14 protein-coding genes and 1 tRNA gene are annotated in these 15561 nt (G+C 69.4%); 3 read left to right on the forward strand and 12 right to left on the reverse strand.

Going from position 1 to position 15561, the window contains the following annotated elements:
- Positions 1 to 22: 22 nt before the first annotated feature.
- From rpoB to rplJ, 3 genes are all read right to left on the reverse strand, one after another.
- Positions 23 to 3490: a DNA-directed RNA polymerase subunit beta gene (gene rpoB, locus EKD16_RS20575; RefSeq protein WP_131100495.1), complete on the reverse strand. Its 3468-nt coding sequence runs from the start codon at positions 3488 to 3490 to the stop codon at positions 23 to 25.
- 822 nt (positions 3491 to 4312) lie between these two features.
- Positions 4313 to 4702: a 50S ribosomal protein L7/L12 gene (gene rplL / locus EKD16_RS20580; RefSeq protein ID WP_131100499.1), complete on the reverse strand. Its 390-nt coding sequence runs from the start codon at positions 4700 to 4702 to the stop codon at positions 4313 to 4315.
- A gap of 93 nt (positions 4703 to 4795) precedes the next feature.
- On the reverse strand, positions 4796 to 5329 hold the full coding sequence (gene rplJ, locus EKD16_RS20585) for a 50S ribosomal protein L10 (RefSeq protein ID WP_131100502.1): 534 nt from the start codon (positions 5327 to 5329) through the stop codon (positions 4796 to 4798).
- 467 nt (positions 5330 to 5796) lie between these two features.
- Here rplJ and EKD16_RS20590 point away from each other — a divergent pair, with 467 nt between their 5' ends.
- Positions 5797 to 6660 carry a hypothetical protein gene (locus EKD16_RS20590; protein ID WP_131100506.1) on the forward strand — a complete coding sequence of 288 codons (864 nt, stop codon included), beginning with the start codon at positions 5797 to 5799 and terminating at the stop codon, positions 6658 to 6660.
- A gap of 99 nt (positions 6661 to 6759) precedes the next feature.
- On the opposite strand, the gene rplA is transcribed toward EKD16_RS20590, so the two are convergent.
- The 5 genes from rplA to EKD16_RS20615 all read right to left on the reverse strand — a co-directional run bounded on the left by rplA (position 6760) and on the right by EKD16_RS20615 (position 9670).
- A complete protein-coding gene (gene rplA, locus EKD16_RS20595; protein WP_131100509.1) occupies positions 6760 to 7461 on the reverse strand; it encodes a 50S ribosomal protein L1 in 702 nt (233 codons plus the stop codon).
- Between the two features lie 79 nt (positions 7462 to 7540).
- Positions 7541 to 7969, reverse strand: a complete 429-nt coding sequence (gene rplK, locus EKD16_RS20600) for a 50S ribosomal protein L11 (protein ID WP_131100512.1) — start codon at positions 7967 to 7969, stop codon at positions 7541 to 7543.
- Between the two features lie 260 nt (positions 7970 to 8229).
- Entirely contained in the window at positions 8230 to 9060 is an 831-nt protein-coding gene (nusG, locus tag EKD16_RS20605; RefSeq protein WP_131100515.1) for a transcription termination/antitermination protein NusG, read from the reverse strand.
- Between the two features lie 144 nt (positions 9061 to 9204).
- Positions 9205 to 9483 (reverse strand): preprotein translocase subunit SecE, encoded by a 279-nt coding sequence (secE, locus tag EKD16_RS20610; RefSeq protein WP_131100518.1) that lies wholly within the window; start codon positions 9481 to 9483, stop codon positions 9205 to 9207.
- A 114-nt stretch (positions 9484 to 9597) separates the two neighbouring features.
- Positions 9598 to 9670 (reverse strand) — tRNA-Trp (locus tag EKD16_RS20615).
- 231 nt (positions 9671 to 9901) lie between these two features.
- Between EKD16_RS20615 and EKD16_RS20620 the strand changes: the two genes are divergently transcribed.
- Positions 9902 to 11110, forward strand: a complete 1209-nt coding sequence (locus tag EKD16_RS20620; RefSeq protein ID WP_131100522.1) for a pyridoxal phosphate-dependent aminotransferase — start codon at positions 9902 to 9904, stop codon at positions 11108 to 11110.
- Between the two features lie 154 nt (positions 11111 to 11264).
- On the forward strand, positions 11265 to 12293 hold the full coding sequence (locus EKD16_RS20625) for an adenosine deaminase (protein WP_131100525.1): 1029 nt from the start codon (positions 11265 to 11267) through the stop codon (positions 12291 to 12293).
- A gap of 23 nt (positions 12294 to 12316) precedes the next feature.
- Here the strand turns inward: EKD16_RS20625 and EKD16_RS20630 are convergent, their stop codons facing one another.
- The 4 genes from EKD16_RS20630 to EKD16_RS20645 form a co-directional block, all read right to left on the reverse strand.
- Positions 12317 to 12907, reverse strand: a complete 591-nt coding sequence (locus EKD16_RS20630; protein WP_131100528.1) for a TMEM165/GDT1 family protein — start codon at positions 12905 to 12907, stop codon at positions 12317 to 12319.
- Positions 12908 to 13350: 443 nt separating this feature from the next.
- Positions 13351 to 14394, reverse strand: coding sequence for a UDP-N-acetylmuramate dehydrogenase (locus EKD16_RS20635; RefSeq protein ID WP_131102826.1), 1044 nt, complete (start codon positions 14392 to 14394; stop codon positions 13351 to 13353).
- Positions 14395 to 14534: 140 nt separating this feature from the next.
- Complete coding sequence (locus tag EKD16_RS20640; protein WP_131100531.1) at positions 14535 to 14963, reverse strand: MaoC family dehydratase; 429 nt, start codon at positions 14961 to 14963, stop codon at positions 14535 to 14537.
- Positions 14960 to 15439 (reverse strand): MaoC family dehydratase N-terminal domain-containing protein, encoded by a 480-nt coding sequence (locus tag EKD16_RS20645; RefSeq protein WP_131100534.1) that lies wholly within the window; start codon positions 15437 to 15439, stop codon positions 14960 to 14962. Before EKD16_RS20645 ends, EKD16_RS20640 begins: the two co-directional genes overlap by 4 nt.
- Positions 15440 to 15561 lie beyond the last annotated feature (122 nt).

Raw genomic sequence — 15561 nt, forward strand, 5'->3', positions numbered from 1 at the left:
CTGCTCTTGAAGATCGCGGAAGTTAGACCTCTTCGACACTGCTCGGCTCGCGCCGCCCCAGGTCGATTCCCAGCTCTTCCGCCGCCCGGAAGACGTCCTCGTCGGTATCGCGCATCTCGATGGACATACCGTCACTGGACAGCACCTCCACATTCAGACAGAGCGACTGCATCTCCTTGATGAGCACCTTGAACGATTCGGGGATGCCCGGTTCGGGGATGTTCTCGCCCTTGACGATCGCTTCATAGACCTTCACCCGGCCCAGGACGTCGTCGGACTTGATGGTCAGCAGCTCCTGCAGCGCGTAGGCGGCGCCGTAGGCCTCCAGCGCCCAGACCTCCATCTCGCCGAAGCGCTGCCCGCCGAACTGCGCCTTACCACCCAGCGGCTGCTGGGTGATCATCGAGTACGGGCCCGTGGAGCGCGCGTGGATCTTGTCGTCGACCAGGTGGTGCAGCTTCAGGAAGTAGGTGTAGCCCACCGCGATCGGCTCGGCGAACGGCTCACCGGTGCGGCCGTCGAACAGCTGCGCCTTGCCGTACTCGTCGATCAGCCGCATGCCGTCCTCGTTGGGCAGGCTGGAGGCCAGCAGACCGCCGATCTCGTCCTCGCGCAGGCCGTCGAAGACGGGAGTGGCGACCTTGGTGCCCGGCTCGATCTCCGAGGCGCCGATGTCGGCCATCGCCTGCTTCCACGGTTCGTCGAGGCCGTCGACCGCCCATCCGTTCTGGGCCAGCCAGCCCAGATGGATCTCCAGAATCTGACCCACATTCATCCGCCCCGGAACACCCAGCGGATTCAACACGATGTCCACCGGCGTGCCGTCCTCCAAAAACGGCATGTCCTCCTGCGGCAGAATCTTGGCGATCACACCCTTGTTACCGTGCCGGCCCGCGAGCTTGTCACCATCGGTGATCTTGCGCTTCTGCGCCACATACACCCGCACCAGCTCGTTGACCCCCGGCGGAAGCTCATCACCGTCCTCACGGCTGAACACCCGCACACCGATCACCTTGCCCGACTCGCCGTGCGGCACCTTCAACGACGTGTCCCGCACCTCGCGCGCCTTCTCACCGAAGATCGCCCGCAGCAGCCGCTCCTCCGGAGTCAACTCCGTCTCACCCTTGGGCGTCACCTTGCCCACCAGGATGTCGCCGTCGATCACCTCGGCACCGATACGGATGATCCCCCGATCATCCAGATCCGCCAGCACCTCCTCGCTGACGTTGGGAATCTCGCGGGTGATCTCCTCGGGCCCCAGCTTGGTGTCGCGCGCATCGACCTCGTGCTCCTCGATATGGATCGAGGACATCACGTCGTCCTGCACCAGCCGCTGCGACAACACGATCGCGTCCTCGTAGTTGTGGCCCTCCCACGACATGTAGGCCACCAACAGGTTCTTGCCCAGCGACATCTCGCCCTTGTCGGTGGAGGGCCCATCGGCCAGCACCCGGCCCTCCTCGACCCGCACGCCCTCCTCCACGATCGGACGCTGGTTGAAGCACGTGCCCTGGTTGCTGCGCCGGAACTTGCCCAACCGGTAGGTCTTGCGGGTGCCGTCGTCGGCCATCACCGTGACGTAGTCGGCCGTGACATCCTCGACCACACCGGGCTTCTCCGCCAGCACGACCTCGCCGGCATCCGTCGCGGCCCGGTACTCCATACCCGTGCCCACCAGCGGCGACTCCGCCCGCAGCAGCGGCACCGCCTGGCGCTGCATGTTCGAGCCCATCAGCGCGCGGTTGGCGTCGTCGTGCTCCAGGAACGGGATCATGGCCGTGGCCACCGACACCATCTGCCGCGGCGACACGTCCATGTACTCCACCTCGTCGATGGAGACTGCCTCGAACTCGCCGCCCTTGCGGCGGACGAGGACCCGGCTGTCGAGGAAGTCGCCCTGGGAGTCGACCGGGGTGTTCGCCTGGGCGATGACGTAGCGGTCCTCCTCGTCGGCGGTCAGGTAGCTGACCTCGTCGGTCAGCTTGCCGTCGACGACCTTGCGGTAGGGGGTCTCGACGAAGCCGAAGGAGTTCACCCGGCCATAGCCCGCCAGCGACCCGATGAGGCCGATGTTGGGCCCTTCCGGGGTCTCGATCGGGCACATCCGGCCGTAGTGCGAGGGGTGCACGTCGCGGACCTCGAAGCCCGCGCGCTCACGGGAGAGACCGCCCGGCCCCAGCGCCGAGAGGCGGCGCTTGTGGGTCAGGCCCGCCAGCGGGTTGGTCTGGTCCATGAACTGCGACAGCTGGCTGGTGCCGAAGAACTCCTTGATGGAGGCCACCACGGGGCGGATGTTGATCAGGGTCTGCGGCGTGATCGCCTCGACGTCCTGCGTGGTCATCCGCTCGCGCACGACCCGCTCCATGCGGGCCAGGCCCAGCCGGACCTGGTTCTGGATCAGCTCGCCGACGGTGCGCAGACGGCGGTTGCCGAAGTGGTCGATGTCGTCGGTCTCGACCGGGCGGGTGCCCTGGCTGGTCTCCAGCTCCTCCTCGCCGGCGTGCAGCCGCACGAGGTAGTCGATCGTCGCGACGATGTCGTCCTCGGTCAGCGTGCCCTGGGAGAACTCCGCCTCAAGCCCCAGCTTCTTGTTGATCTTGTACCGGCCCACCTTGGCCAGGTCGTAACGCTTGGGATTGAAGTACAGGTTCTCCAGCAGCGCCTGCGCCGACTCCTTGGTCGGCGGCTCACCCGGACGCAGCTTGCGGTAGATGTCCAGCAGCGCGTCGTCGGTACCCGCCGTGGGATCCTTCTCCAGCGTGTTGCGGATCGACTCGTAGGCCCCGAACCGCTCCAGGATCCGGTCGGTGCTCCACCCCAGCGCCTTGAGCAGCACCGTCACGCCCTGCTTGCGCTTGCGGTCGATGCGCACACCCACGAAATCGCGCTTATCGACCTCGAACTCCAGCCACGCCCCGCGCGAAGGGATGACCTTGCAGCCGTAGAGGTCCTTGTCGGAGGTCTTGTCGACCTGCCGGTCGAAGTACACGCCGGGCGAGCGCACCAGCTGGGAGACCACGACGCGCTCGGTACCGTTGACGATGAAGGTGCCCTTGTCCGTCATGAGCGGGAAGTCGCCCATGAAGACCGTCTGGCTCTTGATCTCACCGGTGTCGTTGTTGATGAACTCCGCCGTGACGAACATCGGGGCGGAGTAGGTCATGTCCTTGTCCTTGCACTCCTCTTCGGAGTACTTGGGCGGCTCGAACCGGTGGTCGCGGAACGACAGGGACATGGTGCCCGAGAAGTCCTCGATCGGACTGATCTCCTCGAAGATCTCCTCGAGACCGGACTGCTCCGGAACGTCCTTGCGGCCGGCGTTACGAGCCGCCTCGACTCGGGTACCCCACTTCTCGTTACCGAGCAGCCAGTCGAACGACTCGGTCTGCAGCGCGAGGAGGTTCGGGACTTCGAGTGGCTCCCGAATGCGGGCGAAGGAAACGCGGTTCGGACCAAGGGCGTTAGCGGAGGCGTTGCGCGAGGCTGCCAACAGGGGTCCTTCCGAAGGCTTGTGGCGGTTGATGCGCGCGCACGCCGGACGATCCGGAATGTCTGGCTGAGGCCCGCCGATGACTATCGGTCGGATCTCCATGTAAGAACGTACGGTGGGGTCCGGGAACACCGAGGTAGCCTCGGACTCCGGCCGCGGAGCACGGACACCGGCACACGGATCGTCAATGGGCAGCGCAAAAGGGCAGTGTAGCCGAATACTACACCGCTGTCCAACCACAGCCCCCGAAGTCAGTCACGACACCACGCAGCATCGCCCCAACGGACGGATCCGTCAAGCCCGGGACGCTGCCGACGAACGGTTCGGGAACCGTGAGAGGCCCCACAGGATGTATGGGGTGTGAGCGGCTCGACATGAGGGAAAGTATCCCCGATTCGACGGTTGCCTGAAAAGTACCCGGAGTCCGTACCGGAGGTGGGCACCGTGGGGTCGGCGCCGCCGTCGGCACGCCCGTTTCCTGCGTTTCGTCTGCCCAGACCCTATACGTCCGGCCTGCGCGCATCGGCGACGGCGGGATGCGGACAAGACGAGAATCACGTTTCGGTCCGACCACTAAGGGGCCGACCTCGGCCCCGCCCGAGTAGCCGCGAAAAGGGCTTCGACGGGCCCCGGTTCGTACCGGCGTGAGCCCGGCCGCCGGATGCCACGCGCCCCTGCGCGCAGCCGCGCCGGTCCACCCGGCCACCACCCGCGACCGGGCGGCCTTTGCAGTCGGGACGGAAACGAGCGAGGGCGGTCACCCCGCAAGGTGACCGCCCTCGTGCATGAGCGCCGCGAACGTGCGGCGCGATCCGCCCGGTCCTACTTGACCGTGACCGTGGCGCCGGCGCCCTCCAGGGCGTCCTTGGCCTTGTCCGCGGCCTCCTTGCTGACGCCCTCCAGCAGCGGCTTGGGGGCGTTGTCGACCAGGTCCTTGGCCTCCTTGAGACCCAGGCTGGTGATGCCGCGGACCTCCTTGATGACCTGGATCTTCTTGTCGCCGGCGGACTCGAGGACGACGTCGAACTCCGTCTTCTCCTCTTCCTCCTCCTCGGCGGCGCCACCGCCGCCGGGGGCCGCGACGACGGCGGCGGCCGGGGCGGCGGCCTCGACGTCGAACTTCTCCTCGAAGAGCTTCACGAACTCGGACAGCTCCAGGAGGGTCATCTCCTCGAAGGCGCCGAGAAGGTCTTCGTTGCTGAGCTTCGCCATGATTGCGGTCTCTCTTTCTCTACCGGCACCCGCGCCCCGCGGCGCGGTGCCGAGCCTGACGCCGGCGCAGGCACGCCGACGCGTCGTGCCTGCCTAGGCTTCGGCGCCCTCTTCGGAGCGCTTGTCGTGCAGCGCCTGCGCCAGTCGCACGGCCTTGAGGGGCAGCGCCTGGAACAGTGCGGCGGCCTGGCCCTGCTTGGACTTCAGGGCACCGGCCAGCTTCGCGAGGATGACCTCGCGGGACTCCAGATCGGCCAGCTCGTTGATCTGCTCGGGCGTCATCGGCTTGCCGTCGATGACACCGCCCTTGATCACGAGCGGCGAGCTTCCCTTCGCGAAGTCACGCAGACCCTTGGCGGCCTCGACCACGTCTCCGCGGACGAAGGCGATCGCCGACGGACCCTCAAGCAGGTCCAGGACCTGCTCGTCCAGACCGGCCTCGGTGGCCGCGATCTTGGTCAGCGTGTTCTTGACGACGCGGAAGCGCGCGTTCTCGCCGAGGTTGCGGCGCAGTTTCGTCACCTGCGCCACACTGAGCCCCCGGTATTCGGTCAGCACAGCGCCCTGCGAACTCTCGAATTCCTCTTTGAGCTCGGCGACCGCGGCTGCCTTGTCCGGCCTCGCCATGGGACTCCTTCCAACTGTGAACGCCGGTCCGGCGGCAAAGGCCCGGCGGCGGGAAGGCGGGAGGCATGAAAAAAGCCCCGGCGCAGGGGCACGGGGCGCGACGGCACGCGTCGCTCGCTCAGCACACCTGCGCGGGCCGCCCATTCGCATGGGACCTTAGGCCACCCGTAGGTGGCGACCGGCGGTCTTCGGCACTCACCAGTCTAACCGACGCGCAGGGCTGCTCTGCGCGGCTGCGGCGCAAGGGGGACGGGAGACGGGCCCCGGCGAGCGGCGCAGAAGGCTCGGCCCAGGAGTCCCCGCGGTGTCGGGACGGTACCGAAACCGTGAAGACCGCCCGCCGTGCGTCCGATTTCTGATGTTCTGTCCTTAGCAGGGGACATAATCCCCTCTGGAGCATCTCCCGCTCACCGACACTGCTCCAGCACCGGCCGACATCGTCGAAGACAAGAAAGCGAACCGTTCGCGTGCAGATCCCCCGACAGCCTCGGACCTCCGCGGCGCTCGCGGCCGCCCTCGTCTCGCTGACCGCCTGCGGCGGGGCCGGCGATGCCTCCGAGGAGGCGCCCGCGAGCACCGCGTCCGCCGAGCCGTCCCCCTCTCCCACGGCCGAAAGCGGACTCGCCGGACTCGTCGACGCTCTCGCCGAGACCACCGCCGAATCCGACAGCTTCACACTCGAAGCCTCCGCCACCCAGCTCGGCACCGACTCCGGCACCCCCTCCGTGACCAGCACCTATCACGTGCAGGGGGCCGATAGCCCCGACCGCGTCACCTCGACCGTGCCGGGCCTGGGCGAGAGGCTTCTGCAGACCATGCGCATGACCGGCCAGGATCCCGGTCTCACCGCGGAGGAGCTGAGCAGTGTAACCATGATCATCGATCCGGACGGCGGCGAGCCGATCATCTCCAACAGCCACGGCGCGTTCCCGGGCGGCACCGAATGGGTGCGCGGCCTCGACGGGGTCCAGGCGCCCCCGCCGCCGCCCCTGGTTCCCGGCGACCTGGCGCCGCTGCTGGAGGAGCTCGCCGACGAGGAACTGGTCGCGGAGAAGGGGTCGGAGAACGTAGGCGGCGTCACCGCCACACTCGTCGAAGGCGAGCTGGAGCAGGCCGAGGTCGAAGGACTCGGACCGGGCCGCGAAACGGTCGAGGGCATGCTGGGCGGCGCGCCCGCGGACGTCGTCGGCTTCTCCGCGTGGATCGGCGAGGACGGCGCACCGGTCCGTGTCGAGGTCGCCGACGCCGAGGTCGAGGTGGCGTTCGCCTTCTCCGACGTCGGCTCCACGTCGTTCGAGATGCCCGGCCAGGAGGAGATCCACCGGCTCTAGCCGCTCCCCCCGCCCGCGGCGGCGGCGATGAACAGCCGAACGCCCCGGCTCCAGACGAGGAGCCGGGGCGTTCGCGGTGCTGCCGTCACACGGCCGCCGTCAGGCGGCGGCGGGCCGGGTGACGTTGGGGTCGACCGGGATGCCCGGACCCATGGTCGTCGTCAGAGTCGCCTTCTTGAGGTAGCGGCCCTTGGCGGCGGAGGGCTTGATGCGGATGATCTCGTCCAGCGCCGCGCTGTAGTTCTCCACCAGCTGGGCGTCGTCGAAGGACAGCTTGCCGATGATGAAGTGCAGGTTGCCGTGGCGGTCGACACGGAACTCGATCTTGCCGCCCTTGATGTCGGAGACGGCCTTGGAGACGTCGGGCGTGACGGTGCCGGTCTTGGGGTTGGGCATCATGCCGCGCGGGCCGAGCACCCGGCCCAGGCGGCCGACCTTGCCCATCAGGTCGGGAGTGGCCACGACGGCGTCGAAGTCCAGAAAGCCCTTCTGGATCTCCTCGACGAGGTCGTCGTCGCCGACGTAGTCGGCCCCGGCCTCGCGGGCCTGCTCGGCGCGGTCACCGGTGGCGAAGACCAGGACCCGGGCGGTCTTGCCGGTGCCGTGCGGCAGGTTCACGGTGCCGCGGACCATCTGGTCGGCCTTGCGCGGGTCGACGCCCAGGCGCAGGGCGATCTCGACGGTCGGGTCGAACTTGACAACGCGCGTCTGCTTGGCAAGCTTCACGGCGTCCTGCGGCGCGTAGAGCTTGTTGCGGTCGACCAGCTGACTGGCTTTGCGATGGTTCTTGCTGCGCTTCACTGCTGCTCCCTGTCGAGAGGTGTGGTGGGGGCCGGCGCTGGGCCCTTCCACGGTTGTGGGGTGAGTGCGGACGCGCCGCCTACTTGATCCGGATGCCCATCGAGCGGGCGGTACCGGCCACGATCTCGGTGGCCAGCTCCAGGTCGTCGGTGTTGAGGTCGGGGAGCTTGGTCTGCGCGATCTCGCGGATCTGGTCCTGGCTCACCGAACCGGCCGACTTGCGGCTGGGGTCGTTGCTGCCCTTGTCGACGCCCGCGGCCTTGAGGATCAGCTTGGGCGCCGGCGGCGTCTTGGTGATGAAGGTGAAGGAGCGGTCCTCGTAGATGGTGATCTCAACGGGGATCACGCTTCCGCGCTGGGCTTCCGTAGCAGCGTTGTACTGCTTGCAGAATTCCATGATGTTGACGCCGTGCGGACCGAGCGCGGTACCGACGGGCGGGGCCGGGGTGGCCTGGCCGGCGGGAAGCTGCACCTTGACCAGCGCGGCGATCTTCTTCTTCGGAGGCATATCGGGTCCTTTGCCTGATCTGCTGTGTGTCGTGGATCCCGAGCGGCCGACCGGCGGGCCGGGCCGCACAGCGCGGAGCATCGGCGTCCGCGGTGGAGGCCACGCCTGCGCCGGGATCCGCGCTCAGGCGTGGGACGCCCCGAGTGCGGCGGCGCAGAGGGGCGCGACGGGGTCCGCCCGGCAAGGGCGAACCCGTCAAGTCTACGCGCAAACGGACGCGCCTGGAGCGGCGTCCGCTCGGCTGGGGCTCCCGGGGGTCCTCAGATCTTGGAGACCTGATTGAAGCCGAGCTCCACCGGGGTCTCGCGACCGAAGATCGACACCAGCACCTTCAGCTTCTGGGTGTCGGCGTTGATCTCGCTCACGGTCGCGGGCAGGGTCGCGAACGGGCCCTCCATCACGGTGACCGACTCCCCGACCTCGTAGGCGACGTCGGAGCGCGGCTCGACCTTCTCCTTCTGCGGCTGCTCGGGCTGCTCCTCGGGCTCGGGCGCGAGGAGGTCGGCGACCTCCTGCAGGCTCAGCGGAGCGGGGCGGTTGGAGAGGCCCACGAAGCCGGTGACGCCCGGGGTGTTGCGGATGGCCGCCCAGGACTCGTCGGTCAGCTCCATGCGCACGAGCACGTAGCCGGGCAGCACCTTTTCGGTGACCTGCTGCCGCTTGCCGCTCTTGACCTCGGTGACCTCCTGAGTGGGCACCTCGACGCCGAAGATGTACTCCTCCATGTTCAGCGACTGAGTACGGCTCTCGACGTTGGCCTTGACGCGGTTCTCGTAACCGGCGTAGGTGTGCACCACGTACCAGTCGCCCGGAAGCAGCAGCAGCTCCTGCTTGAAATCTTCGACGGGGTCGACCCGGGGAGCCGCCTCCTCGTCGCCGGCGGCCTCGTCGGACTCCTCGGCCTCGGCGCTCGCGGACTTTTCGCCCTCGGGCTCCTCGGCGCCGCCCTGCCCGGGCTCGGCAGCAAGCGCGGCGTCGTCTGCGGGGTCGGCAGAGTCGCTGTACTCGGCGCGCTGACCGGCCTCTTCCTCCGACGACTGATCCCGCTCCTCGTTGGGGAGGTCGCCGGGGCTCAGTGGGGACTCGGACACGGCTGCTCTTTCTCTCGTCGGTTGCGCGCTGGACGGCGCACGGGACAGGCGCCGCCGCCGGTTACTGCCAGCTTAGGGGCTCTTCGGACGTCATGGGGCCAGGCGGACGCGGCCGCGCGCCGCGGTTCCCGATACGCGCCGGCGCTACTGGCCGCCGGTGGCCCCCGCCCCGCCGGAGGCGCCCGGGGTGAACTGGCCGTAGAGCCACGTGACGGCCTCGCCGAACCCGAAGTCCAGCAGCGAGACGTAACCGACCATGATGAGCACGAACACGATGACCACGATCGTGTAGGTGATGAGCTCGCGCCGCGTAGGCCAGCGGACCTTGCGGAGTTCGCCGACGACCTGCTTGGTGAAGGTCACCGGACCGGTACGACGCTTGCGCTCCTTCTCCGGCTTGGCGTCCGCGTCAGTCTGTGTCACCTGAGGTCCTTAGGAGTCGACGGTTCGGCTGGACTGTTCCGGCGGAACTGCCTCGATCGAGAGCGCCTTGTGCGCGGGTGCGCGATGCGCCGCATCTCGCCCAAGTGTCCTTTGCAGGGCAGGAGGGACTCGAACCCCCAACCGCCGGTTTTGGAGACCGGTGCTCTTCCAATTGAGCCACTGCCCTTCAGCGGGTATTGCGGTACCCACGATAGTCGCGGATCCGAGTGCTTCGCGCACCGAGCATTACTCGGGCAGCGCTCCGCGCCCGGTGTCCGGACCATCGGTTGCACGAGTGTATGCCCAATCGCGCTGTGGAACCAACCCGAAATCCGCGACGGCTTCGGCAGCGGCCCGCCCGGAGCCCGTTCGCGGCGGCTGCCCGAAACGACTGGCCCGCGCGTGCAAGCATGGTGACATGACTGACCGACCTCGTATCTCCGCACGTATCGGCGGCATCTCCGAGTCAGCGACGCTGGCCGTCGACGCCAAGGCCAAGGCCATGAAGGCGGCCGGGCGACCGGTCATCGGATTCGGCGCCGGCGAACCGGACTTCCCCACCCCCGACTACATCGTCGAGGCCGCGGTGCAGGCCTGCCGCGAGCCCCGGTTCCACCGCTACACGCCGGCCGGCGGCCTGCCCGAGCTCAAGGAGGCCATCGCCGCGAAGACGCTGCGCGACTCCGGCTACTCGGTCGAGCCCGGCCAGGTGCTGGTCACCAACGGCGGCAAGCAGGCCATCTACGAGGCCTTCGCCACACTCCTCGACCCCGGCGACGAGGTCCTGATCGTGGCGCCCTACTGGACCACCTACCCCGAGTCGGTCAAGCTCGCCGGCGGCGTGCCGCGCTATGTGGTCACCGACGAGTCCACCGGCTACCTCGCCTCGGTCGAGGATCTGGAGGCCGCCCGCACCGAACGCACGAAGGTGCTGGTGTTCGTCTCGCCGTCCAACCCGACCGGCGCGGTGTACCCGCCCGAGCAGGTCCGCGCCATCGGGCGCTGGGCCGCCGAGCAGGGGCTGTGGGTGCTGACCGACGAGATCTACGAGCACCTCGTCTACGGCGACGCGCGCTTCACCTCGCTGCCGGTGGAGGTACCCGAGATCGCCGACCGCACCGTGGTCGTCAACGGCGTGGCCAAGACCTACGCCATGACGGGCTGGCGCGTGGGCTGGATCGTGGGGCCCTCCGACGTCGTCAAGGCGGCGGGCAACCTGCAGTCGCACGCCACCTCCAACGTCGCCAACGTGTCCCAGGCCGCCGCGCTGACAGCCGTCTCCGGCGACCTCGCCGCCGTCGCCGACATGCGCGCGGCCTTCGACCGCCGCCGGCAGACCATCGTCCGCATGCTCAACGAGATCCCCGGGGTGCTGTGTCCGGAACCCGAGGGCGCGTTCTACGCCTACCCCTCGGTCAAGGGGCTGCTGGGCCGCGACATCCGCGGGCGGCGCCCGCAGACGTCCGCGGAGCTGGCCGAGGTCATCCTGGAGCAGGCCGAGGTCGCGGTCGTACCGGGTGAGGCGTTCGGCACACCCGGTTACCTGCGCCTGTCCTACGCGCTTGGCGACGCCGACCTGGCCGAAGGCGTGGGCCGCATCCACAAGCTGATCAGCGAGTCCGAATAAGTGCGGGCGCGGCACCGCGGGCCCGAGTAGCCGAGGGCCGCGCCCCTTTCGGCCGCACGGCCCGTCGAGCCGCCGGCGACGACCGCCGCGGCGGTGCCGGAGGATTTCCCGCCGACCTCCGGCACCGCCGTTCGCGTTGAGGCACCCTTGGGACATGGCACGTCCGATCTCCCGGCTTCCCAAGGCCCACCTCCATCAGCACTTCACCGGCTCGATGCGGCATGCGACCCTCGTCGACCTGGCGCAGCGCTACGGCGTGCACCTGCCGCACGCATTGGCGACCGACTGGCCGCCCCGGCTGCGGGCGACCGACGAGCGCGGCTGGTTCCGGTTCCAGCGGCTCTACGACATCGCGCGCTCGGTGCTGCGCACCCCCGAGGCGATGTACCGGCTGCTGAGCGAGGCCGCCGAGGAGGAGCGCTCGGCCGGCTCGGGATGGCTGGAGATCCAGGTCGATCCCAGCGGATACGCCGCCCGCTTCGACGGGCTGACCTCGACACTGGAGCTGATCCTCGACGCGGCCCGCGCGGCCGAGCACGAGAGCGGCGTGGGGATCGGGATCATGGTCGCGGCCAACCGCACCAAGCACCCGCTGGACGCCAAGGCGCTGGCCCGGCTGGCCGCCAAGTACGCCGACCGGGGCGTCGTCTCCTTCGGCCTGAACAACGACGAGCGGCGCGGCCGGGCGCTGGAGTTCGAGGGCGCCTTCCGCATCGCGCGGCGCGCGGGCCTGCTCTCGGCGCCGCACGGCGGAGAGCTGCAGGGGCCGCGCAGCGTGCGGGAGTGCCTGGAGGAGCTCGCCGCCGACCGGGTGGGACACGGGGTGCGGGCGACCGAGGACCCCTACCTGCTGGAGCACATCGCCACCCAGGGCGTCACCTTGGAGCTCTGCCCCAGCTCCAACGTCGCGCTCGGGGTGTTCGACGAGGTCGAAAGGGTCCCGCTGCGCAGACTCTTCGAAGCGGGCGTGCCGGTCGCGCTGGGCACCGACGACCCGCTGCTGTTCGGGCCGCGGCTGGTCGAGCAGTACCGCATCGCCCGCGAGGTGTTCGGCTTCACCGACCCGGAGCTGGCCGAGCTGGCGCGGATGTCGATCCGCGGCTCCGGCGCCCCGGAGGCCCTGAAGAAGGAGCTGCTGGCGGGCGTGGACGCCTGGCTGGCAGCGCCGCCCGACGCGGGGTGAGAGCGGTCGTCGGCGGCGGAGCATCAGCCGGCGAGCGCGCGCACACCCTGGAACACCATCGCCCCGCCGGCGAGGAAGAACAGCAGTGCCGCGCCGATCTGCACGGCACGCTCGGGCAGCCGCTTGCCCAGGACGGCGGCCAGGCCGATCGCCAGCGCGTCGGCTACGACCATCCCGGCCGTGGAACCGATCCATACCGGCACCCAGTCGTACTGAGTGCCCACGGTGATGGTGGCGAGCATGGTCTTGTCGCCCAGTTCGGCGACGAAGAACACCGCGGCGACCGTGATGATCCCCGATCGGATCCGCCGCGAAGCCGCGCGCTCCTCGTCCTTGTCGGTGAGCTCGTCGCCGAGCAGCGTCCACACGCCGAAACCGACGAAGGCGAGCCCGGCGACCAGCGTGATCCAGTCGGTGGGCAGAGCGAACCCCAGCACCTCGGCGATCAGCACGCTGAGTCCGTGCACGGCCACCGTCGCGGCGGTGATGCCCAGCAGGACCGTCGCGGCCCGGTAACGCGTCGCCAGCGACATGGCGACCAGCTGCGTCTTATCCCCCATTTCGGCGACGAATATCGCCCCGGTACTCACCGCGACCGCGAACAGGAAATCCATAGATCTGCCGACCCTCCGTGCTCTGCGCAGACCCGGGCGGATGCGGAAACGAGGCTCCGACCCGGCGTCGCTCCTGCCGGCCCGAAGGTCTCGTCCGCCTGGCCACCGGCGATATAACCGCAGCACAGACCCGCACGGCCGGGCGGACGAGCCGCCAGCGTGTCGACCGTGCGATACCGAGGACTACTCCCCTTCGACGTTTTCCAGATTAACAGGGAAATAGGATCATGCAATTCCTGGGCATTCCGATCGGTTGCCGCAAGAATGGCTAATAGGAAAGTTGGCCGCGCCGAAAACAAAAGGTGCCCGCGCCGTTTTCCAAGGGTGCTCGCGGGGGCGCGAATCCGGACAGGCGGCCCGAAGCCGCCCGCCCGGCTCAGGTGATCCTCTCCTCTGGTCGCATTCGAGGTTCCACAGTGCCCGGCCGCATGGGAGCGACGAACTCAGAGCTCCACGCCCACCAGGACGGGCTCGTTGACCAGGGTCACGCCGAAGGACTTGCCGACCCCGGCGCGGACCTCCCTGGCCAGGGCGAGGAGATCTGCGGTGGTGGCGTCGCCGGGGTTGGTGAGGGCCAGGGTGTGCTTGGTGGAGATCCGGGCCGGGGCGCCGTAGCCGCGGGGGAAGCCCGCGCGGTCGATGAGCCAGGCCGCCGACAGCTTCGCGCGGCCCGCGTCGTCGAGATGGGCGGGCGGGTGCACGTCGGGGCCGAGCAGGTCGGCGGCGCGGCGGGTGAACTCGGCGTAGTCCGGCGGGTCGAGGACCGGGTTGGTGAAGAACGAACCCGCGCTGCGGGTGTCGGGGTCGGCCGGATCCAGCACCATGCCCTTGCCGCGGCGCAGTCCGAGCACGGTCCGGCGGGCCCGCTCCAGCGGCACGCGGGCGCCGGCCTCGGTGTCCAGGGCGCGGGCGACCTCCGCGTAGCGGATGGGGCGGCTCAGCGGCGAACGCGCCAGCTCGAAGACGACCTCGCAGACCACGAAGCGGTCGCTGCCCTTGAAGGCGCTGTCGCGGTAGCCGAAACCGCAGTCGGCGTTGCCCAGCGTGCGCCTTTCGCCTCTGCGCCGGTCGTAGACCACGACCTCGACGATGGTCTGGCTGACCTCCTGGCCGTAGGCGCCGACGTTCTGGATCGGGGTGGACCCCACCCGGCCGGGGATTCCGGAGAGGAACTCGACACCGCTCAGCCCTTCGGCCACCGCCTGCTCGACCAGCGGGTCCCACAGCACCCCGGCGCCGGCCCGGACGCGAACGCGGTCGCCGCCGGCCTCGTGGAAGGACAGCGCGCGCGAGTCCGCGTGCACGACCGTGCCGGGAAAGCCCCGGTCGGAGACGACGAGGTTGCTGCCGCCGCCCAGCACCAGCAGCGCGTCACCCGACGCCTCGGTCTCGGCGACCGCCGCGATCAGCTCCTCGGTGTCGGCTGCGACGCGGAAGCGCGAGGCGGGCCCGCCGAGGCCAAGAGTGGTGTAGTCGGCCAGCCGCACGTCGGCGGCCGTACCGGGCGCGTGGGCCGCCGAGGCGCCGTCTGCGCCTGCGGCGGGTTCGGACTCGGGACGGGACACGGGCAACCCCTGGCTGGTCGGGTGTGGCAGGCCCCCGGCCGCGCGAGCGGGGGCCGCTGGACTCAGGCGAGGCGGACGAGGGCGGTCGAGCGCGCCAGCACCTTGGCGCCGCCGGAACGGGCGGTCAGCGCGATGCGCACCAGGTTGTCGTCGAGCTTCTCCTTGACGACGCCGCTGACACTGATCTCGGCGCCGTTGTCGTCGTCGGGCACCACGACCGGGGCGGAGAAGCGCACCTTGTACTCCACCAGCGCGCCGGGGTCGCCGGCCCAGTCGGTCACGAGGCGTCCCGCCTGGGCCATGGTGAACATGCCGTGCGCGATGACGTCGGGCAGGCCCACGGCCTTGGCGGTGCGCTCGTTCCAGTGGATGGGGTTGAAGTCGCCGGAGGCGCCGGCGTAGCGGATGAGGTCGATGCGGCGGACCGGGTAGACCTGCTCGGGGATCTCGGTGCCGGTTTCGACGTCGGCGTAGCGGACGATGGCGGTCATTCGCTGCTCCCCTGCCCGTTTCCACCCGGCTCGGCGGCGCCGCGCACCACCAGCATGTTCACCGCGGTCAGCACGTGCTCGCCGGCGACGGTGCGCATCTCGCTTTCCAACGTCAGCCGCTCGTTGCCGCCGAGGGTGGCGATGTCGGCGATCCGGGTGACGGTCTCGACGACGTCGCCCGCCCGCAGCGGGCGCCGGTAGGTGAAGCTCTGGTCGCCGTGGACCACCATGGAGAAGTCCAACCGCAACTCCGGGTCGACGACCGCCTGGGACATCCCCTCCATGCCCATGATGACCGGGAAGGTCGGCGGGGCGATGACGTCGTCGTAGCCGGCGGCGCGCGCCGTGTCGGTGTCGACGTAGACGGGGTTGGGGTCACCGATCGCCTCGGCGAACTCGCGGATCTTGCCCCTGGTGACCTCGTAGGGCTGCGGGGAGCGGTACTCCCTGCCCAGGTATTCGCGGTTGATCCCCATCGGCTCCCTCTCACTGTGCTGTACCGCGGCCGAAGCCCCCGCCCGGCGGGACAGGTGGAACACTAATGGCCCAGCGAGCGGGAATGCTCGCTGGGCTGGTGCTCGCGTGCCCGGTGACGCTG

Origin of the sequence: Streptomonospora litoralis, assembly GCF_004323735.1 — a bacterium.
Classification (GTDB): Bacteria; Actinomycetota; Actinomycetes; order Streptosporangiales; family Streptosporangiaceae; genus Streptomonospora; species Streptomonospora litoralis.